The sequence below is a fragment of the Streptomyces sp. CWNU-52B genome, from assembly GCF_047444975.1.
Taxonomy (GTDB): domain Bacteria; phylum Actinomycetota; class Actinomycetes; order Streptomycetales; family Streptomycetaceae; genus Streptomyces.
In genome coordinates, this window is the sequence record NZ_JBLFJV010000020.1 from 65,527 (window position 1) to 85,279 (window position 19,753).

The 19,753-nt window shown below is 69.6% G+C and carries 16 protein-coding genes; 14 read left to right on the plus strand and 2 right to left on the minus strand.

The features are described from left to right. Nucleotides 1-255: 255 nt before the first annotated feature. Nucleotides 256-2,052 (minus strand): NAD(P)/FAD-dependent oxidoreductase, encoded by a 1,797-nt coding sequence (locus tag ACLVWQ_RS20740; RefSeq protein WP_414110488.1) that lies wholly within the window; start codon nucleotides 2,050-2,052, stop codon nucleotides 256-258. Between the two features lie 762 nt (nucleotides 2,053-2,814). On the opposite strand from ACLVWQ_RS20740, the gene ACLVWQ_RS20745 reads away from it, so the two are divergent. From ACLVWQ_RS20745 to ACLVWQ_RS20785, 9 genes are all read left to right on the plus strand, one after another. Next, the gene (locus tag ACLVWQ_RS20745) at nucleotides 2,815-3,291 is read left to right on the plus strand and encodes a hypothetical protein (protein WP_414110490.1); all 477 of its coding nucleotides are present in this window, start codon (nucleotides 2,815-2,817) and stop codon (nucleotides 3,289-3,291) included. Then, a complete protein-coding gene (locus ACLVWQ_RS20750) occupies nucleotides 3,288-3,599 on the plus strand; it encodes a DUF3817 domain-containing protein (RefSeq protein WP_414110491.1) in 312 nt (103 codons plus the stop codon). The genes ACLVWQ_RS20745 and ACLVWQ_RS20750 overlap by 4 nt, the downstream gene beginning before the upstream one ends. Continuing rightward, nucleotides 3,596-4,624 carry an ATP-binding cassette domain-containing protein gene (locus tag ACLVWQ_RS20755; protein ID WP_414110493.1) on the plus strand — a complete coding sequence of 343 codons (1,029 nt, stop codon included), beginning with the start codon at nucleotides 3,596-3,598 and terminating at the stop codon, nucleotides 4,622-4,624. The genes ACLVWQ_RS20750 and ACLVWQ_RS20755 overlap by 4 nt, the downstream gene beginning before the upstream one ends. Then, nucleotides 4,621-5,484, plus strand: coding sequence for an ABC transporter permease (locus ACLVWQ_RS20760; RefSeq protein ID WP_414110494.1), 864 nt, complete (start codon nucleotides 4,621-4,623; stop codon nucleotides 5,482-5,484). Before ACLVWQ_RS20755 ends, ACLVWQ_RS20760 begins: the two co-directional genes overlap by 4 nt. 257 nt (nucleotides 5,485-5,741) lie before the next feature. Beyond that, a complete protein-coding gene (locus ACLVWQ_RS20765; protein WP_414110496.1) occupies nucleotides 5,742-6,755 on the plus strand; it encodes a hypothetical protein in 1,014 nt (337 codons plus the stop codon). Between the two features lie 404 nt (nucleotides 6,756-7,159). Further along, nucleotides 7,160-8,362: a cytochrome P450 gene (locus ACLVWQ_RS20770; protein WP_414110498.1), complete on the plus strand. Its 1,203-nt coding sequence runs from the start codon at nucleotides 7,160-7,162 to the stop codon at nucleotides 8,360-8,362. A gap of 154 nt (nucleotides 8,363-8,516) precedes the next feature. Then, nucleotides 8,517-9,734, plus strand: coding sequence for an FAD-dependent oxidoreductase (locus ACLVWQ_RS20775; RefSeq protein ID WP_414110500.1), 1,218 nt, complete (start codon nucleotides 8,517-8,519; stop codon nucleotides 9,732-9,734). Between the two features lie 116 nt (nucleotides 9,735-9,850). Next, nucleotides 9,851-10,990 (plus strand): nucleotide disphospho-sugar-binding domain-containing protein, encoded by a 1,140-nt coding sequence (locus tag ACLVWQ_RS20780; protein ID WP_414110502.1) that lies wholly within the window; start codon nucleotides 9,851-9,853, stop codon nucleotides 10,988-10,990. Between the two features lie 118 nt (nucleotides 10,991-11,108). After that, entirely contained in the window at nucleotides 11,109-11,345 is a 237-nt protein-coding gene (locus ACLVWQ_RS20785; protein ID WP_414110503.1) for a ferredoxin, read from the plus strand. 41 nt (nucleotides 11,346-11,386) lie between these two features. Here ACLVWQ_RS20785 and ACLVWQ_RS20790 read toward each other — a convergent pair whose 3' ends face one another. Then, entirely contained in the window at nucleotides 11,387-13,381 is a 1,995-nt protein-coding gene (locus ACLVWQ_RS20790) for a BTAD domain-containing putative transcriptional regulator (protein ID WP_414110505.1), read from the minus strand. A 441-nt stretch (nucleotides 13,382-13,822) separates the two neighbouring features. Between ACLVWQ_RS20790 and ACLVWQ_RS20795 the strand changes: the two genes are divergently transcribed. From ACLVWQ_RS20795 to rfbB, 5 genes are all read left to right on the plus strand, one after another. Continuing rightward, nucleotides 13,823-15,196 (plus strand): cytochrome P450 family protein, encoded by a 1,374-nt coding sequence (locus tag ACLVWQ_RS20795; RefSeq protein WP_414110506.1) that lies wholly within the window; start codon nucleotides 13,823-13,825, stop codon nucleotides 15,194-15,196. A 165-nt stretch (nucleotides 15,197-15,361) separates the two neighbouring features. After that, nucleotides 15,362-16,339 (plus strand): L-tyrosine/L-tryptophan isonitrile synthase family protein, encoded by a 978-nt coding sequence (locus ACLVWQ_RS20800; protein WP_414110507.1) that lies wholly within the window; start codon nucleotides 15,362-15,364, stop codon nucleotides 16,337-16,339. Nucleotides 16,340-16,489: 150 nt separating this feature from the next. After that, nucleotides 16,490-17,872: a cation:proton antiporter gene (locus tag ACLVWQ_RS20805; RefSeq protein ID WP_414110509.1), complete on the plus strand. Its 1,383-nt coding sequence runs from the start codon at nucleotides 16,490-16,492 to the stop codon at nucleotides 17,870-17,872. After that, entirely contained in the window at nucleotides 17,869-18,756 is an 888-nt protein-coding gene (gene rfbA, locus ACLVWQ_RS20810; protein ID WP_414110510.1) for a glucose-1-phosphate thymidylyltransferase RfbA, read from the plus strand. The genes ACLVWQ_RS20805 and rfbA overlap by 4 nt, the downstream gene beginning before the upstream one ends. Then, entirely contained in the window at nucleotides 18,753-19,730 is a 978-nt protein-coding gene (rfbB, locus tag ACLVWQ_RS20815) for a dTDP-glucose 4,6-dehydratase (RefSeq protein ID WP_414110511.1), read from the plus strand. The genes rfbA and rfbB overlap by 4 nt, the downstream gene beginning before the upstream one ends. Nucleotides 19,731-19,753: the final 23 nt, after the last annotated feature.

The following is a 19,753-nucleotide window of genomic DNA, read 5'->3' on the forward strand; positions in this document are numbered from 1 at the left end:
CTGGGCCGGGTCTGCCGGCGGGGGTCACCCACGAGGCGACCACACGCCTGGACGGTTCGGCCGGACCGTCCAGGCACTCCTTCGGCGACATGCGAAACCAGTCGGAGCCCGTCGGTACCTGTCGCGGCACCTGCTCACCGCACCCGTCGACCGGTGGCGGCACGTTCGGTTCCACGAGCCGTGTCATGTCGGCCGGGCGTGGGAGGGCCCCGGTGCCCGGGAGTTCGGGCACCGGGGCGGTGGCGTGACCGGGGCTCAGACCGTGGCGTCGTCGTTGCCGGCGGCGGCGTCGGCGGTCACCTGGAGGAAGCCGCCCACACACATGCGCTTGACGAGGCGGGTCTGGGCCGGGGTGAGACGGCCGGCGATCTCCCCGAACTTGAGAGGACCGCTCTGCAGCAGCTCCCACAGTTCGTCCACGCCGTCCCTGCGGACATCGGCGTCGATGGTCGTGCCGTGCGGGTCGTCCGTGGAGTAGATCCTCTTGCACGGCATCGTGGCGCGCAGCGGTGACGGCGCCGAGCTGCTGTTGGTGAGGGGGTTGCGCCAGTAGTCCGTCATGCCCGCCAGGACGACGGGAGGGAGCTGGACGTTCGCGGGTGGGTTGGTGGCCTTGAAGCCCGGCACGAGCAGGGTGACGCTGTCGCGGACCGCCGTGGTGGGAGCCAGTGTGATGACGGCCGAGTCGGTGAGGTCCGCCGGGTCGGCCAGCGCGGTGGCGGCCAGGTAGGGGCCGGCCGCGTCCAGGTCCTCGACCTTGCGGCTGCCGTGTGTCATGACCTCCAGCAGGGCGGGCTGGAAAGCGGTGTTGAGCAGGGCGTCGAAGGTCTGCTCGCGGATGCCGAGGTCGGCTCCGGTACCGCGGGTGTTCCAGTAGGTGCTGTCGGGGTTGTTCTTCGCGATGGCGTGGTACCACTGGTCGATCATCAGGGCGAACGTCTCGGCGGTGCCGTGCCACTTGTCGTTGTAGTCCTTCCACAAGTGGCGCTGGTCGGTCTCGCTGAGGCTGCCCTCGGCCGTCTTCTGCAGCAGCAACGCTGCGGCCGAGGCCTGGGTGAGGGCGACGGCGACCCCGGACGAGAAGAGCGGGTCGACGAAGAAGGCGGCGTCGCCCACCAGGAGGTGCCGCTCGCCGTAGTCCGCGAACTCCTCGCTGACGCGCGAGTAGTTGGTGGCGGTGAGCATGCCGTCGGCCACGGGCACGGCGTCGGTGATCAGGTCCTTCAGGTAGGGGACCTGGCGCACGGTGTCGAGGAAGGTCTTCTGGTCGGTGAAGTCGTGCCCGGTCTCCTTGAGGACGGCCGGGTTGGTGACGATGCCGATGGAGTGGGTGAGGACACGCTTGCCGTTGATGACTTTCGGTACGGGGATGTACCAGCACCAGCCGTCGCGGAAGGCGAAGCAGCCGATGGGTGAAAGGTTGTCCGCGGTGAAGATGTTCCAGTCGGTGTCGAGGTTCTGGGTCTGGTCGCAGTTCGTGAAGTGCTGCCAGATGGCGATGTTCTTGAAGTTGGAGAGCCAGCCGCGCTTGTTGCGCGCACTGGAGACGTTGCTCTGCCGTCCCGAGGCGTCGACGAAGTACGCGGCGCGCACCTCGGTGCCGTCGGCGAGGCGGACCACGCCGCCCAGGGAGTCGGGCTCGTAGGCGGTGACGGCGACGCCCTGGAAGACCTCCACACCGACGTCGGCGGCGTGGTTCAGCAGGATGTGGTCGAACTCGGCCCGGTCGACGTGCATCGTCCAGCGGTGCACGCCGTCCTGCTCGAACGGCCCCTGGTCGAAGAGGGCGACACTGGGCTGCTTCGGGTCCCAGGCGTAGACACCGCCGAACTTCTTCACCCAGCAGGGGCTGGCGAGGACCTTGGCCAGCGCACCGCTCTCCTGCAGGGCAGGGACGACAGGGTGGGCGAAGGACTCACCTATGTGCTCGCGGGGGAAGACCTCCTTGTCGAAGATCGCCGTGCGCAGGCCGGTGCGCTGAGCGAGCAGGGCGCCGAGGGTGGAGCCGGCCGGGCCACCGCCCATGATGACGACGTCGTAGTATTCCCGCACGATGTGTGAACCTTTCGTAGGTTTTTCGTCGGATGTTCGCCAGTTTCAGGTGTTTTTTCCAGGCGTCATGGAGCGGGGCGCCGGGCTGGGAAGGCTCGGGCCCTGACGCGGGACGCGCGTCCGGCCGTGTCCCGCCGGACGTCCTGCGCACCGGAGGCCGTGCCGGCGCTCCGATGGCGATACGGCAAGTCAGGCTCGGCGGCTCGCCGTCGGTGACTGCTGTGTGTCTGTCCCGCCCGTCGGGGCGCGGACATGTGAGGTGCGGCCGAGCGGCGGTCGGGGTCGGCGCGGGCCCCTACCGGGGCGGTGGGATGTGGGCGCCGGGTATGCAGAGCCGGGCGGCGTGGGAACCCTGGGTGGAGCGTCGGGGGCAGTGACCGCCCGCGCGTACGCCGTCGCCGTGTGCCGCCCTCCGGACCAGATCCTCACGAGCCATGATGCGACCCCCCGTCGCGCGCCCCTTCTTGGGGCAACGCCACGACCGTACGCGGGGCGCGGCCTTCGGTCCATGAGGGGCCGCCAAGATGAACGGCACGCTGTACAAGTCCGTGCGCGGTCCGGGCGGGCTCCGCTGCGGCGCGGCCGGTGACCGTGTACCCGCGCCCGGACGGCGGCGCGATCGCGGTTGGCGCAACCGGTCCTGACGGCCGCTCAGCGGGTCGGTGTCCCTGAGCAGGTGATCTGTCTGCCCTGGGTGTAGGTGTGCTATCTATTGGTAGCCAATCTATCGAGATCCGCTTCTGTCACCCGGAGGCATCTGTTGTGACCAAGGTTCTGCTGTCCGCGCACGTGCTCGGCGCCATCCTGGCCGTCGGGTCGATCGCTGTGGCGGCCTCACTCTTCCCGCGCTACGCGAAGCAGGCGGTGACGGACGAGGGGGAGGCGAGTGGGCACGCGGCCGGCATCGCGTCGCTCCTGCACCGGATCTGCCGCGGTTATGCCGTCGCCGGGTTCGTCGTGCCCGTCTTCGGGCTCGCGACCGGTGCCCAGCTCGGAGTCCTCACCGACACCTGGCTGATCGTGTCGATGATCCTGACGGTGATCGCCGCCCTCATGCTGGCGGCGCTGATCCTGCCCAGCCAGCAGCGGCTGCTCGCCCTGCCCCGTCAGAGCGCCGAGACGGAGGGGCTGGACGTGGCCGCCTCCCGGCTGACGATGCTCACCGGGATCTTCAACCTGCTGTGGTCGGTCGTCGTGGTCCTGATGATCGTCCGCCCCGGCTCCACGACGGGGGCGTGACCGGAGTGAAGACACTGCGCGCCGCGGCCGCCGTCGAGGCCGCCTCTCTCCTGATCCTGCTCGTCAACGTGTTCACCGTCCACGCCCGGCCGGTCACCTCGCTCGGCGGCCCGGTGCACGGCACCGCCTACCTGGTCGTCATCGCGACGACGTTCTCCGCCACGGTCGCAGGTGCCTCCGCGGGAACGCGATGGCGGTCGTTCGTGCCCGGCGTCGGCGGGATGCTCGTGCTTCAGCGGCTCCGGCGCCGTCCCGAAGCGGCCAGGGCGCCCGGCCGGGACGCGGTGCGTGAGGAGGGCCGGACATGACGGACCGCGCCGCCTCGGACCTGGCCGTCCACGCCGTCGGCCTGGTGAAGACCTTCGGCGCCAACCGGGCCGTCGACGGGGTCGACCTGACCGTCCGCCAGGGCACGGTCTACGGCGTCCTCGGCCCGAACGGGGCAGGCAAGACGACGAGCGTGAGGATGCTCGCGGGCCTGTTGCGTCCCGACGGCGGCGAGGCCCGGATCTTCGGCCACGATGTCGTACGGGAGTCGGACGCCGTCCGCCGCCGGGTCGGCCTCACCGGTCAGTACGCCTCCCTGGACCAGGACCTGACGGGCACGGAGAACCTGGTCCTGCTCGGCAGGCTGACCGGACACACGAAGAAGGGCGCGAGGCGCCGGGCGGGTCACCTGCTGGAGACCTTCGAACTGGTCGCCGCCGCCGGCCGCCAGGTCAAGGACTACTCGGGCGGTATGCGCCGCCGCCTCGACATCGCCGCCTCCCTGCTCAACACGCCTGATCTGCTCTTCCTGGACGAGCCGACCACCGGTCTCGACCCGCGCAGCCGCAATCAGGTGTGGGAGATCGTCCGGGCGATCGTCGGCCAGGGCAGGACCGTACTGCTGACCACGCAGTATCTGGACGAGGTCGACCAACTGGCGTCCCGTATCGCGGTCATCGACCGGGGAAAGGTCATCGCCGAGGGGACCAAGGGTGAGTTGAAGGCGTCCGTCGGCGCCGGGACCGTGCACCTGAGGCTGCGCGACGCGGTGCAGCGGGCGGAGGCCGAGCAGGTCCTCGTCCTGGCCCTCGGAGCCGAGGTGCAGCGGGAGCCCGATCCGCTGGCGCTGACCGCCCGCCTCGGCAACGCCGACGGCGGCGGCGAGGGGGGAGCCGCCGAGCGGGCGGCCCGTGCCCTGGCGGAACTGGCCCGCCGCGGCATCACCGTCGACAGCTTCTCGCTCGGCCAGCCGAGCCTGGACGAGGTCTTCCTCGCCCTCACCGACCATCGGACGGACCGGGCCTCCGCGGGATCGCGGACCGCCGGGAAGGAGGCCGCGGCGTGAGTACCACGACATCCGGCGACATCGCCGGCGCCGGGCGCGACGACGAACTGCCTCCCGTCTCCACCAGGTCACTCGTGGAGCTCCTCGCCGTGGAGCGGCCGACCCCGCCCGGTCCGCTCTCGGCCTCGCTCGCCTTCGGCTGGCGGTCCATGCTGAAGATCAAGCACATCCCGGAGCAACTCGCCGACGTCACCGTGCTTCCGGTGATGCTGGTCCTGATGTTCACCTATCTCTTCGGCGGTGCGCTGGCGGGCTCGCCGCGTGAGTACATCCAGTACCTGCTGCCGGGTGTGCTGGTGATGTCGGTCGTGATGACCACCATGTACACGGGCATCGCGATCAGGAACGACATCGACAAGGGCGTCCTCGACCGCTTCCGCATGCTGCCCGTCTGGGGGGCGTCGACGCTGGTCGGCCATCTCCTGGGCGATGTGCTGCGCTACTCGATCGCGTCGGCGGTGATGCTCGCGGCCGGACTGCTCATCGGCTTCCGGCCGGAGGGAGGTGTGCTGGGTGTCGTCCTGGGTGTCCTGCTCCTCATCGTGTTCGCCTTCGCCTTCTCGTGGGTGGGGACCATGTTCGGTCTGCTCGTGCGCGACGAGAGAACGGTGATCGGTGCCTCGATGACAGTGATCTTCCCGCTGAACTTCCTCAGCGACATCTTCGTCGACCCGGCGACCATGCCGGGCTGGCTGCGGACACTGGTCGAGAACAACCCGATCACGCATGTGGCTTCAGCCGTGCGCGGTCTGATGGAAGACAGTCCGCGCGGCGCCGACGTACTCTGGACGCTGGGCTGGTCGGCTGCTCTGATCGCGGTCTTCGGCTTCATCACCATGAGGCTCTACCGGCGCACATGATCGGCGCCGACGGCGATCGGCTCCCGTGGTCAATTGCAACCGCTTTCGCCTATCCTATTGTCTGTCCAGCAGCATGAGCGGAATGCATTCCTTCCTTTACCGCTGATAATCTCACTCTGTGTTCTCCTTGCCTGCCCTGGATCGGGTTGTTAGCGTGCTGAGGTCACCATCGAAGCACTACGGGGGAACGCGGGGACTCGATGAGCAGCGGTGATATCAAGGTGCCCTTTTCGCCGGTCCTGAGTACGGCGACGCGCGTGGAAGTACCGGTCGACTCGTTATTACCGGGAGACTCGCCACGCATCAAGGGTCTAGATCAGGAGTACGTCGACACGCTCGGCGTACTGGACGAAGAACTTCCACCTATTGTCGTGCACCGGCCCACCGGGCGGGTGGTCGACGGAATGCACAGGCTTGCCGCCGCCCGGGCGCGCGGCGACCGGACCATCAGCGCATACCTCCTGGAGGTGCCTGAGCGGAGCCTGTTCACCGTGGCGGTGAGCCTGAACACCTCCCACGGCAAGCCTCTGACCCACAGCGACCGGCTCGCGGCGGCCGTCCGCATCCTGAAGGAGAACCCGGCGCTCTCGGACCGGTACGTCGCGTCCGTCACCGCGCTGTCGCCGCGCACCGTCTCGCGGGTGAGGCGTTCAACTGTGGAGGTTACGCATTTGAACACCCGGGTCGGGCTGGACGGAAAACAGCGCCGCGCGGACATGGACAGCGTTGCCAGCGGCCGGCAGTACGCGGGCGAGTTGATGCTGCGGCGCCCCGGCGCGAGTCTGCGCGAGATCGCCCAGGCCGCCGGGATCTCGCTCGGCACCGCGCACGACGTGAAGAAGCGCATCGCACTCGGACGGGATCCTGTGCCGGAGGGCCGGAGCGCGCGCTCCGGCCGGTCCGAGGGGCGGGCGGCCGTCCGGCCGTCGCGGTCGCCGTCGTTGTCGTCGCCGCAGCTGCCACCGCAGCAACAGGCGCCGCAGCGGGCGGCGGTCGACGGGCGACTGGTCCGCGAGCCCACCGACCTGCTTGACCGGCTGCGCAAGGACCCTGCTCTACGGCTCTCCCAGGCCGGCCGCTTCCTGCTGCGCTGCTTCGCCGTCCACGACGTCGATCCGTCCGCATGGACGAGGCTGGCCACCACGATCCCTCCGCACAGCGCCGGCGGGGTCGCCGCACTGGCTCGGGCGTGCGCGGAGAGATGGATCCGGTTCGCCGACAACGTGGAGCGGGAAGCCAGGGCCAGGGAGAGCTCCGGCGTGAGCGTCTGAGACGGGTCTCGTGCCGGCCTCCGGCTGAACGAGAGCATCCGGAAAACCCCTTCTGTTCGGCCGCCGACCTCCGGTCGGCGGCCGTCAGCAGTACGCCCGGTCCCGACCACGGTCTTTGGGCATCGGACCACGGACCACGGACCACGGGCTTCGGGCTCCATTGTCACCCATCATCAATTCCCCGACGGTCCTTTTCCGTATCCCGTCGCATTTTCAGGGAAGAGGACGGGCCGTCGAACACGGCATTAGCGTACGGCCCTCGTGAGAGGATTCCCATGCGAGGGCGTGATGCGGCCTGCGTCCGATTCGCCGCCGCCCGACCAATGATCATTCCCGCCCGAAAGAGCTGCGCCTCTCGGGTTTCTTCGTCATCCGCGACGAACGAATCGCAGAAGGTGGAAATCATGAATGTCAAAGACGTGGCCGCACCGCCGAAGTACCCCTTCGGCACCGTTGTCCGGCTCGATCTGCACGAGCGCTATCTGGAGCTGTGCCGCAACGAGCCGGTGTCCCGAGTGACCATGCCCTACGGCGGTGAAGCCTGGCTGATCACCGGCTACCCGGAGATCAAGCAGTTCCTCTCCGACCCCCGGTTCAGTTCGCACGCCGCGACCGCCCAGGACACCGCCCGGGTGACGCCCCTGCCGCTGCGCCCGGGAAATCTGCTCAGCATGGATCCGCCGGACCACGGCAGGATCCGCAAGGTCGTCGCGCACGCGTTCCGGCCGCGCATCGTCTCCCAACTCGCGGACCGTATGCGGGCTCTCGTCACCGCCGAGCTCGACGCCATGGAGGAGGCCGGGCCGCCCGGCGACCTCGTACAGCGCCTGGCGATACCGCTCCCGGTCCGCATGATCGTGGAGCTGTTCGGCGTCCCGTACGAGGAGCGCGCGGAGTTCCGCCGGTACTCCGACGTCTTCGTCGCCACCTCCGCGCACACCAAGGAGGAGATAGACGAGGCCAGGGACGGGCTGGAGGCGTTTCTGCGCAAGCTGATCGCCAAGCGCCGCGGCAACCTCTCCGACGACCTCCTGTCCGTACTCATCGAGGCGCTGGACGCCGGGCAGTTGTCCGAGACAGAGGCCGTACGGACCGGCATCGGCGTCCTCATGGCCGGCCACGAGACCTCGCTCAGCATGATCTCGAACGTCTCCTTCCTGCTGCTGGCCCAGCGTGATCTGTACGAGCAACTGCTCCAGGACCACGCGCTGCTGGACCCGGCCATCGAGGAGATGCTGCGCATCATTCCGCTCCGCTCGGTGGGCAGCTTCCCGCGCCGGGCCACCGAGGACGTCGAGATCGGCGGAGTGCTCATCCGCCGGGGCGAGACGGTGATCTTCCAACGGGCCGCGGGCGACCGCGACGAGCGGGTCTTCGAGACACCGGACACCATCCGCTTCGACCGGGAGACCAATCCCCACCTCGGTTTCGGCCACGGCATGCACTTCTGCCTCGGCGCGAGCCTGGCCCGCGCCGAGCTGAAAGTGGCTCTGGAAGGGCTCATCACCAGGTTTCCCACCCTGCGCCTGACCGGCCTGGCGGAGGACGTGCCGTGGAAGCCCGGTCTCATCGCGCGGGCCCCGGCCGCCCTGCCCGTCACCTGGTGACCGCGGGACATCCGTCATGTCCGTCCACCGGTGCCGCACGGTCCGCGGCGCGTCTGCCTTGAGAACGACGGTGAGAACGACTTCGAGAGCCATGTGAGAACCACTTGAGAACCACTTGGACTTGGGAACTGCTTGAGAACTGATGGGGGAGACCATGGGACTGAGCCACACCAGGTGCGTCATCGCCGGTGCGGGGCCTGCCGGACTGATGTTCGGCATGCTGCTCGCCAGAGCTGGGGTGGACACGGTGGTGCTGGAGAAGCACGACGACTTCCTGCGTGACTTCCGGGGGGACACGGTCCACGCCTCCACCCTCCGTCTGATGGGCGAACTGGGCCTTGAGGACACATTCCAGAAGCTGGCCCACCAGCAGATTCACGACCTCCAGATCCTGACCGACGACGGGACGTACACCCTCGCGGACTTCCGGCGGCTGCCCGGGAGGTTCAAACACATCACCTTCCTGCCGCAGTCCGACTTCCTCACCTTCCTTCTGGAGGAGGCCAACCGCTTCAGCAACTTCCGGCTCCTGCGGAACAGCGAGGTCGTCGCGGTGACCACGGACCAGGGACGCGTCACCGGCCTCCGCTACCGGGACGGCGACGGGGAGGAGCACGAGATCCAGGCGGACCTCACGGTCGCCGCCGACGGCCGGCGGTCGATCGTGCGCGAGTCCGCCGGACTGACGTCCCAGGTCTTCGGCTCCGCGATAGACATCCTGTGGTTCAAGCTCTCGAAGCGGGAGGCCGATCCGGGGGGCATGGTCGGGCGGCTCTCCGACGGCCAGCTCCTGGTGCGCATCGAACGGCAGAGCCACTGGCAGGCCGCCATGGCCGTGCGCAAGGGTGGTTACGACGAGATGCGGGCCCAGGGCCTGGACCGGTTCCGGGAGACGCTGGTCACGCTCAAGCCGTTCCTGGCCGACCGTGTGCACGAGGTGCGGACCTGGGACGACGTCAAGGTGCTCGACGTGCAGATCGACCGACTGCGCCAGTGGTGGCGGCCCGGCCTGCTGTGCATCGGGGACGCCGCCCACACCATGTCGCCCATCATGGGCGTCGGCATCAACCTCGCCGTGCAGGACGCCGTCGCCGCCGCGAACATCCTGGCCGAACCGCTGAGCGACGGCACACTCGACGACGGGCACCTCGTGCGGGTGCAGCGCCGCCGTATGCCGCCGACGATGGCCATCCAGCGGATGCAGCGGTTTCTCCAGACTCGATTCCTCGAACCGTGGATCCGCGGCGAGGGGAAGTCCACCACACCGGTGCTGCTGCGGATCCTGAAGCGGCTGCCCGTGCTGCAAGGGATACCGGCACGGGCCATGGCCATCGGGCTGCGCCCGGAGCACCCGGTCAAGTCGCTGCGCTGAAGCCGTCTCCACCGGCTTGATCCCTGTACGGACGTCCACCTTCGGTTTCCACCTTCGTTTCCCTACTCCCTGCTCCCTGCTTCCTGAACGGAGAACTCACAGCTATGCGTGTACTGATGACGATCACCCCGGGTACGGGACACACCTACCCAGTGGTGCCGCTCACCTGGGCGCTGCAACTGGCCGGCCACGAGGTCCTGGTCGCCTCCAGCGGGCCCGGTCTTGCCCTGGGCGAGGCCGGCGCGCGCACCGTGGACGTGGCGCCCGGCCTGTCCCTGGAGCAGATGCTGGGCAAGCTGGCGCAACACCATCCGGAGGTGGCGGGACGGCTGTTCCAGGAGGAGGCGGGGGTCGGATACCTGGAAGTGGTGGGCGGCGCGGTCGCGTCGGCGCTGCGGCTCCAGCCGGAGATGGTCGACGCGATCATCCGAACGGCCGAGGAGTGGCGGCCGGACGTCGTCGTGCACTCGCCGCTGCTGACGCCCGGCCTCGTCGCGGCGGCCAAGCTGGGCGTACCCGCGGTGCAGCACGGTTTCGGGTTCGTGAACCCGTCCGCCGAGATGATGCGCGAACTCCACGCGGACCTCTTCGAAGAGCACGGCGTGGACCTGCCCGAGGTGCGGGCCACCATCGACATCACCCCGCCGAGCGTTCTGCCCGCCCAGGCCGGCGCGTGGTCGATGGGGTACGTGCCCTACAACGGCAGCGGTCCGCTGCCGAAGCCGCTGTACGACCTCCTCAACTCCACGCCCGACGTGCCCCGGATCGCCGTCAGCCTCGGCAGCGGGCCGGTGCCGGGGGAGGCCGCGGTCATCCTGGAACAGCTTCTGGCGACGGCGCCCAAGACGCAGGCCGAGTTCGTCGTGGCCCTTCCCCGGGTGGACCTGGAGCCGTTCGGGCCGCTGCCGGACAATGTGCGGGCCTTCGACTGGGTGCCCTACGGCGCGCTGGTGTCGCGGTGTGCGGCGGTCATCCACCACGCCGGTCCGGGCACGGCGCTGGGCGCGATGGTGCACGGCCTTCCCCAGGTGGTGCCCGCCTTCAAGGGACTTGGCCGGCCCGAGGTCGCCCAGGTGATCGCCGACCGGGGTGTGGGCAGGATCGTGCGGCCCGACGAGATCGGGCCGGAGCTGCTGGAGTCCGTCATCGCGGACAAGGAGATACGGACGGCGGCGGCGGAGGTCCGCGCGGAGATCAAGGCCATGCCGACGCCGCTCGACATCACCGCCCGCCTGGAAGAACTGGTGGCCCGGTAGGGCACAGGGAGAGGGGGCGGCCCCGGCAGGCGCGCCCCCCGCCGCCCTGCCGCCCTGCCGTTCGGTGACGGCGATTCGGTAACTCGGTAATTCGGTGACGGTGAAAGGAAACGAGGAGATGGACCAGGATCCTGTTCAGTGGCGGATCGAAGTCGACCGGCTCGCGTGCGCCGGTACCGGGTTGTGCCTCGGAACCGCGCTCGGCCGAATGCGGCTGGAGGGCGGCCGGGCCCGTCCGGTGGACGAGTTGATCGGCCCGGACGACGGGGTGATGGACGCGGCGGAGACCTGCCCCATGGAGGCGATCACTGTACGCGCGGCCGCGACCGGTGAGGTCCTCGCGCCGCTCCGCTGAGCCGGGGCCGGGGTGAGCCCCGGCCCCGGCGTGGGGTGGGGTCACCCGAGAGGCGTGGCGCAGCGTCGCGGCTCGTGGTCGCCCGCCGCGAGGCCGTCCCTCCGGGCGGCCCCGTCGGCGACCGGCAGACAGAAGTCGAGCAGCCGGTGCCCCGCCCCGTGGGCCGGGTACGGATCGCGAGCGGCGCTCTCCCGGGCCAGGTCGCGGACCAGGCTGTGGAATGCGTAGCGACCGGACGTGTGCTGGACGAGCAGCCGGGCGTCGAGCAGATCCTCCAGCAGGCTCTCCGCTCTCTGCGGGGAGAGCCCGGCCAGCGCGGCGACAGCGGGTCCGTCGAAGTCCGGACCGGGGTGTGCGCCCAGCAGTCGGAACAGCTCCTGATGCCGTCGGGGCACCGCCGCGTAGGACAGGTCCAGGGCGGTGCGGACACTGCGCTGCTCCACGGCCAGCTCGTCGAGGCGGGCCGTGTCGTCGCGGAGGCGGCCGGCCAGGTACGCGAGCGTCCAGTGAGGGCGGTTCGCCAGCCGCGCGGCGACTATACGAAGGGCCAGCGGAAGCCGTCCGCACAGCGCGACCAACTCGGCCGCGGCCCCCGGCTCGGCGTCGACGCGCCGCCCGCCGAGGAGGCGGCGCAGCAGCGCCAGCCCTCCGGCGGGCGAGAGCAGCGGCAGGGGCAGCGGTGTCGCACCGTCCAGCTCGGCGAGACGGGGGCGGCCGGTGACGAGCACCAGGCAGCCCGGTCCGGAAGGGATCAGCGGGCGGACCTGGTCAGAGGAGAGAACGTTGTCGAAGAGCAGCAGCATGCGGCGCTCCGCGGTCAGGCTCCGCCACAGGCTCTCCCGGTCGGCCAGGTGGACCGGGATGTGCTCGTCGGGCACCTCGACCGTCCGCAGCAGCGTGCCCAGAGCGTCCCGCGGTCCGACGGGGGCGCCGTACGAGCTGAAGCCGTGGAGGTCGAGGAAGACCTGTCCGTCGGGGTACCGCTCGGCGAGCCGGTGGGCGGCGTGCACGGCCAGGGCGGTCTTGCCGCTGCCCGCCATTCCGTCGACCGTGACGATCCGTACGGACCGGCGGTTGGCGGCGCCTGAGGTGTCTGACGTGTCGACGGTGTCGGCGGAGGTGTCGGCGGTGTCTGTGGTGTCTGCGGTGACCCGGGACAGCAGGCGGTCCAGCTCGGCCTCGCGGCCGGTGAAGTCGGGAAGGTCGTGCGGCAGCGAGCGCGGCGGCCCGGCGGGGAGCGCCGGGGCCGTGGGCCGGCCGGGTCCCGCCACGGGCTCGTGGTCGGAGCCGATCTCGTTGCGGAGGATCTGCTGGTAGCGGGAGTTGACGACGTCGCTCGGATCGATGCCGAGCTGCTCGGCGAGCTGCTTCCGCAGGTCGTGGTAGACGTGCAGCGCGTCGGCGGTTCGGCCCACCCGGTACAGCGCGGCCATCAGCAGCGCGCTCACGGACTCCCGTAAAGGGTGTTCGGCGGCGAGCGGGATCAGCTCGCCCACCGCGTCCTGGGCGCGGCCCTGTGCCAACCAGAGCTCCAGGAGCCGCTCCCGGGTGCTCAGGCAGCGGTCCTCCAGGGCGGCCGCGGCGGAGGCCAGTACCCAGCTGCGGCTGTCGGGGAGGACTCGTCCCCGGTACAGGCCGAGCGCCGCCTCCAGCGCGGCGGCCTCGTCGTCCACGGTGTCGCACCGCCGTGCCGCGTCCAGCGCTCTGTCGAAGGCGATCAGGTCCAGTTGGTCGTCACCGACGGCGATGCGATAGCCCGGCCCGTCCGTCACCAGGATTTCCTGGAGATCAGGGATGCGGGTACGCAGGGCGGCCACGATCTTGCGGACCTGATGTTCCGCCGTGGCCGGCGGATTCTGTTCCCACACTGCTTCCACCAGCTGGGAAATCGGAACGAGGCGATTCGCCTCGAGCAGTAATGCGATCAGTACCGCGCGAGCATGCGGACTGCGCAAGTGGAGTTGTTTTCCTCCGACCGAAATAACCAACGTGCCCAGAAGTTCGAACCGGACAGCGCTCCCCCGTGAGGCCACCATGGAAATCACTCTATGGGACGAACCAGGCGGTGGGCGAAGGGTTTTGACCGGGTGTCGGCGGATTGCGTTCAGTGATGAACGTCAATTCGAAATGAACGCATGCGCGTTGACATGTCGGCCTGTGGCCAAGAAGACTCGCTCACCGTTGGTGACTTGTACGCGTTGACGGTTCGGACGAGTCGTCGTCCGAGCGGAAGCGCAGCGCACTGTAGGCGACCTCAGGACACGGTGGATCCGGTCCACGGGAATCACCACGGACATCCCGTTCGCAGGTCGCCCCGCACATCGCGCCGCACTTCCACAAGCACCTGCTCATCACTTCACGCTCACGCACTGTCCGTGCGCCGTCGTGCACCGCGCCGGGCCGAACCGTGTGCGGAACTCCGCGAACCGCCGTTCCCCTTTCCGGGAAACAGGCTGCTCACCAGGAAGGAAGGCGCCATGCCGCATTCCGAACCGATTCCTCTTTATGGAAAGGCGTACAAAACCGATCCCTTCCCGCTGTACCAAAAGCTCCGGGAGGAGGGCCCCGTCCACCGGGTCGCCTTCCCCAGCGGGGTCAACGCCTGGCTCGTCACCGGGTACGAGGCGGCGCACAGCGCTCTGAACGATGATCGGCTGGGCAAGAACCACGACCTCGGCAACGCCGCCTGGCGGGAACGCGCGGCCATCATGCCGGAGCCGCAGCACGCGCAGCTCCAGGCGCATCTGCTGCACCAGGACCCGCCGAAGCACACCGTGATGCGGAAGATCGTCACCGAGGCGTTCTCGCCCCGCAACGTCGAGCAGGCACGCTCCCGGTTCGAGGAGATCGCCGAGGAACTGCTCGACGCGGCACTCGGCGCGACCGCGAGCGAGAGCCGGGACGACGGTCAGGACAAGGGCCCGGACGGAAGCAGGGACGGGAGCAGGGACGAGGGCCGGGGTCCGAGCGGTGTGGTGGACGTGGTCGGCGCCTTCGCCGCGCACTACCCCTTCCGCGTCCTCGCCGAGGTGATCGGTCTGCCGGCCGCCCTGGCGGCACGCTTCGACCGCGACTGGGGAAAGGTCGTACAGCCCGTCGGCCCCTCCGACCCGGGGCGGCCCCTCTACGAGGGACGGTTGCGCGGCCTCCAGGACTACATAGCGGAAGTCACCGAGGACAAGCGCCGCCACCCGGGCGACGACCTCCTCACCAAACTCGTCACGGCGTGCGAGGAAGGCACCGTCACCAAGGAGGAGCGGGACTCCATCGTCTTCCAGCTCCTCGTCGCCGGACAGGAGCCGGTGACCAACCAGATCACCACGGCCCTCATCGCCCTCCTGCGCCACCCCGCCCAGCTCCGACGCCTCCAGGAGGCCATGAGCGACGACGGTGGTGACCGGGACCCGGGACTGCCGGCACGGGCCGTGGAGGAACTGCTCCGGTACGACGGCGCCTTCGAGCTCACCACCTGGCGGTTCTTCGCCGAGGACGCCGATCTGTTCGGCACCCGGATCCCGGCCGGCGACTCGGTCATCGTGTCGCTGAGCGCCGCCAACCGCGATCCGGAGCGGTTCCCCGACGCCGACACGCTCGACCTCGACCGCACGCCCAATCCGCACCTGGCGTTCGGCCACGGAATCCACTTCTGCCCGGGTGCCGCGCTCGCGCGCACGGAACTGCAGATCGCCCTGCGCGCGCTGCTCACCCGGCTGCCCGGACTGCGCCTCGCCGTCGACGACGAGGACCTCGTCTGGATCAGCGCTGTCCTCGCCCGAGGCGTCAACGAACTGCCCGTGGCCTACGGCCCGTCGGACACCGCGCCGCCCCGCGGCTGCCCCGTACGGCACTGACCGCGGCACTCACCGCAGTACCGATCCACAGCACCGGTCCGCAGCACCGACCGGCCCGAGTGGCGACAGCCGTGCAGACGCGCAGCCGCCGCCCGTACCCGGTCCCGCACACCGATCGACCCACAACGTTCAGTTACGCGACTCACGGAAACGAGCAGAACAGACATGTCCCAGCCCTGCACCGTATCCACTCCGACGCCCGACGCCGAGCACACCGCCCACCGGATCCTGGCCCTCCTCCTCCCGCACCGGCGCACCGTCGAGCGCGACCCGCATCTCGACACCACGGACGCCTTTCCGGAGCAGCTCAAACAGTTGGGAGACTTCATCCGCGACAACCAGCAGGTGATCTTCAGCGTGCCCGGCTTCCCCTGCAAGTCACCCAACCCGGCCAAGGTCTTCAACCACCTCCCGGACCAGGGAGAACGGCTCGCCCTGCGGTCCCTGCACGCCCTGTGCCTGGAGATCGAGAAGGTCTATGCTCCCGGTGCGAGGATTCTGATCTGCTCCGACGGCCATATCTTCGGTGACGTCATAGGCGTCCCGGACGAGCACATAGACGCGTACGGCGACGAACTGCGGGCCATGATCGAGGCCGAAGGGCTCTCCGACCACCTCTCCACGTTCGACCTCCGGGACGTGTACGGGCCGCGTCTTTCGTACGACGAGAAGCGCCGGGCCGCCGCCGAGAACCTGGGGCCCTCCATCGAGGAGCTGAAGGCGGAGGTGCGCAACAACGAATCCACACTGTCCATGTACCGCGGCATCACGAGGTTCCTGGTGGAGGACACGTCGGAGTGGGAGGGCTCCCGCTCGGCGCTCCAGCGGGAGTGCCGCCGACGGGCGTACGAGGTCATCCTCCGCAGCCGGGCCTGGAGCGAACTGATCGCCGAGTGCTATCCGCGCAACGTGCGGCTCTCCATCCACCCGCAGAACCGGGGCGAGAGCAAATTCGGCATCCGCCTCCTCGACGCCGCGAACGCGTGGCTGACGCCGTGGCATTCCGTCACCCTCCGCCGCAGCGACGGCACTTGGGAGCTCCTGCACCGCCACGAGGCGCAGAAGCGGGGCCGCGAAGTGCACCGGGACGGACGGCCGAGCCACTTCGAGTCGATCGAGGACGACGCCCAGCACGCTGCCTGACCCCGACCCCGACCCCGACCCTCACCCGCATCCGATCCGCATCCGATCCGACCTGATCCGAGCCGTTCCGGGCAGCGGACCTGAACCGAGCTGATCCGGGAAGTCGTGGGAAACCAGTCCGAGACGTAGGGAAAAGGAGCTTCCATGTTCATGGCGGCCACAGTGATCGCGCCTCTCGCCAGCCACACCTTGCTGGTGCTGCTGTTGCAGGTCGGTGTGCTCCTGCTGACAGCACTGCTCCTCGGCCGGCTCGCCCAGCGACTGGGGATGCCCGCCATCGTGGGGGAGCTGTCGGCCGGAGTGCTGCTCGGGCCGTCCCTGCTGGCCGCGGCGGCACCGAGGGCGGGCCACTGGCTCTTCCCGCAGAACGCCGAGTCCATGCATCTGCTCGACGCCGTCGGGCAGTTGGGCGTCATCCTCCTCGTCGGGTTCACCGGCATCCACGTCGATCTCAAGCTCGTGCGCAGACAGGGAGGCCGAGCGGCGGGGGTGAGCGCCGCCGGGCTGGTGCTGCCGCTCGCCCTCGGTGTCGGCCTCGGGTTCCTGCTGCCGACGAGCCTGCACGCTCCCGGTGCCGACCCGACGGTGTTCGCGCTGTTCGTGGGCGTGGCGATGTGTGTCAGCGCCATCCCGGTCATCGCTCGCACACTCATCGACATGAAGCTCATCCACCGGGACGTGGGCCAGATGATCCTGGTGGCCGGCACCGTGGACGACACCGTCGGCTGGGTGCTCCTCTCCGTGATCGCCTCCATGGCCACCGCCGGTCTGGCGGCGGGCGGGGTGTTCCTCACCCTCGGCAAGGTCGCCCTGCTGCTGCTCGTCACCATGACCGTCGGCCGGCTGGTCGTCGGCGCCGCGATGCGGGCCTCCGCCCGCCGCGGCGACTCCGGGCTGCCCGTGATCACCACGGTCGTCCTGATGACCCTCTCCGCCGCCGGGAGCCACGCCCTCGGTCTGGAGGCGGTGTTCGGGGCGTTCCTGTGCGGCATCCTCATAGGCAGCGCCAAGGACTTCGACCCGTCGGCGCTGGTCCCGCTGAACACCACGGTGATGTCGGTCCTGGCCCCGCTGTTCTTCGCGACCGCCGGGCTGCGCATGGACCTCACCGCCCTCGCCGACCCGCGTATCGCCCTGTGGGGGTTCGCGGTATTCGCGATCGCCGTGTTCGGCAAGTTCCTCGGCGCGTTCGTCGGCGGACTCACCTGCCGTATGAACCGCTGGGAGTCCATGGCCCTCGGCGCCGGGATGAACGCGCGCGGCGTCATCGAGGTCATCATCGCCCTGGCCGGCGTCCGCCTGGGGCTGTTGACCGTCGAGATGTACAGCATCGTCGTCCTGGTCGCCGTCCTGACGTCCCTGATGGCTCCGCCTCTGCTGCGCTTCGCCATGAACCGGGTCGAGCAGACGGCGGAGGAGGACCTGCGCAGGCACCGGGTGCTGGCGGTGGAGCAGCGCGCGCCGAGCGGTACCGCCGGCCCCGTCGGCCGGACGTCCATGACCATCTCCGACACCGGGAAGGACCCGGGATGAAGGGAATCATCCTGGCCGGCGGCAACGGAACCAGGCTGCACCCCATCACCTTGGGGGTCTCGAAGCAGTTGCTGCCGGTCTACGACAAACCCATGATCTATTACCCGCTGTCCGTGCTGATGCTCGCCGGCATCACCGAGATCCAGATCATCGCGTCCCCGGACAGCGTCCCGGACTTCCGGCGGCTGCTCGGTGACGGGGCCGCCCTCGGCATCACCCTGACCTACGCCGAGCAGGACAAGCCCCGGGGCCTCGCCGACGCCTTCCTCGTCGGCGCCGAGCACATCGGGGACGACTCCGTCGCGCTCATCCTGGGCGACAACCTCTTCCACGGACCCGGGTTCGGCGAGATCCTGCGCACCGGCGCCCGGGACGTCGACGGCTGTGTCCTGTTCGGCTACCCGGTGAGCGACCCCGAGCGGTACGGGGTCGGCGAGGTCGACGCGTCGGGCCGGCTCGTCCGGCTGGAGGAGAAGCCCGCCGTACCCCGCTCCGACCTGGCCATCACCGGCCTGTACTTCTACGACAACGACGTGGTGGACATCGCCCGCCGGCTGAACCCTTCCGAACGCGGCGAACTGGAGATCACCGACGTCAACCGGATCTACCTGGAGCGCGGCAAGGCCACGTGCGTCCAGTTGGGCCGGGGCTTCGTATGGCTCGACACGGGGACCCACAACACGCTCACCGAGGCGGGGCAGTACGTGCAGATCCTCTTCCACCGCCAGGGCGTCCGTATCGCCTGCATCGAGGAGATCGCCTGGCGGATGGGCTACATCGACCGGGACACCTGTCACCGGCTCGGCCTCGCCCTGGCCAAGTCGCCCTACGGCCAGTACCTGATGGAGATCACCAGCGACCCGCGGTACGAGGAGGCGTCATGAGGATCCTGGTGACCGGCGGCGCCGGGTTCATCGGCTCCCACTACGTACGGGCGCTGCTGTCGAGGACGTACGAGCCCGGGGCCGCGCACACCGTGACGGTCCTCGACAAGCTCACCTACGCGGGCGACCGCGACAACCTGCCGGCCGCCCACGACAGCCTGACCTTCGTACCCGGCGACATCTGCGACGCCCGGCTCCTCGCCGAGCTGATGCCCGGACACGACGCCGTGGTGCACTTCGCCGCGGAGTCGCACGTCGACCGGTCCATCGACGGGGGAGCGGACTTCACCCGGACCAACGTCCTGGGCACGCAGATCCTCTGCGACGCGGCGGTCGCCGCCCGCGTGGAGCGCTTCGTGCACGTCTCCACCGACGAGGTGTACGGGTCGATCGACCGCGGGGCGTGGACGGAGGAGTCGCCACTCCTCCCCAACTCCCCCTACGCCGCCTCGAAGGCGGGGTCCGACCTGGTCGCGCGCGCCCACTGGCGCACCCACGGCCTGAACGTCTCCGTCACCCGCTGCTCCAACAACTACGGGCCCCGCCAGCATCCGGAGAAGCTCATCCCGCGGTTCGTCACCCGGCTGCTGGAGGGCGAGCCTGTGCCCGTGTACGGGGACGGGCGCAACCGACGCGAGTGGCTGCATGTCGACGACCACTGCCGGGCCGTCCATCTGGTCCTCACCCGGGGCAGGGCGGGGGAGATCTACCACGTCGGCGGCGGCGAGGAGCTGACCAACCTCGAACTGACCGGACGGCTCCTCGGCCTGTGCGGTGCCGACGCCTCGATGATCCGGCACGTGCCCGACCGCAAGGGCCACGACCTGCGCTACTCGATCAACGACCGCAAGATCCGTGACGAACTCGGATACGCGCCACGGCACTCCTTCGACGACGGCCTCGCCGCGACCGTCGACTGGTACCGCGCCAACTCCGCGTGGTGGAAGGCCGTGCGCGCCCCGCTCCCCACCTGACCGCTCCCCACCTGACCGCTCCC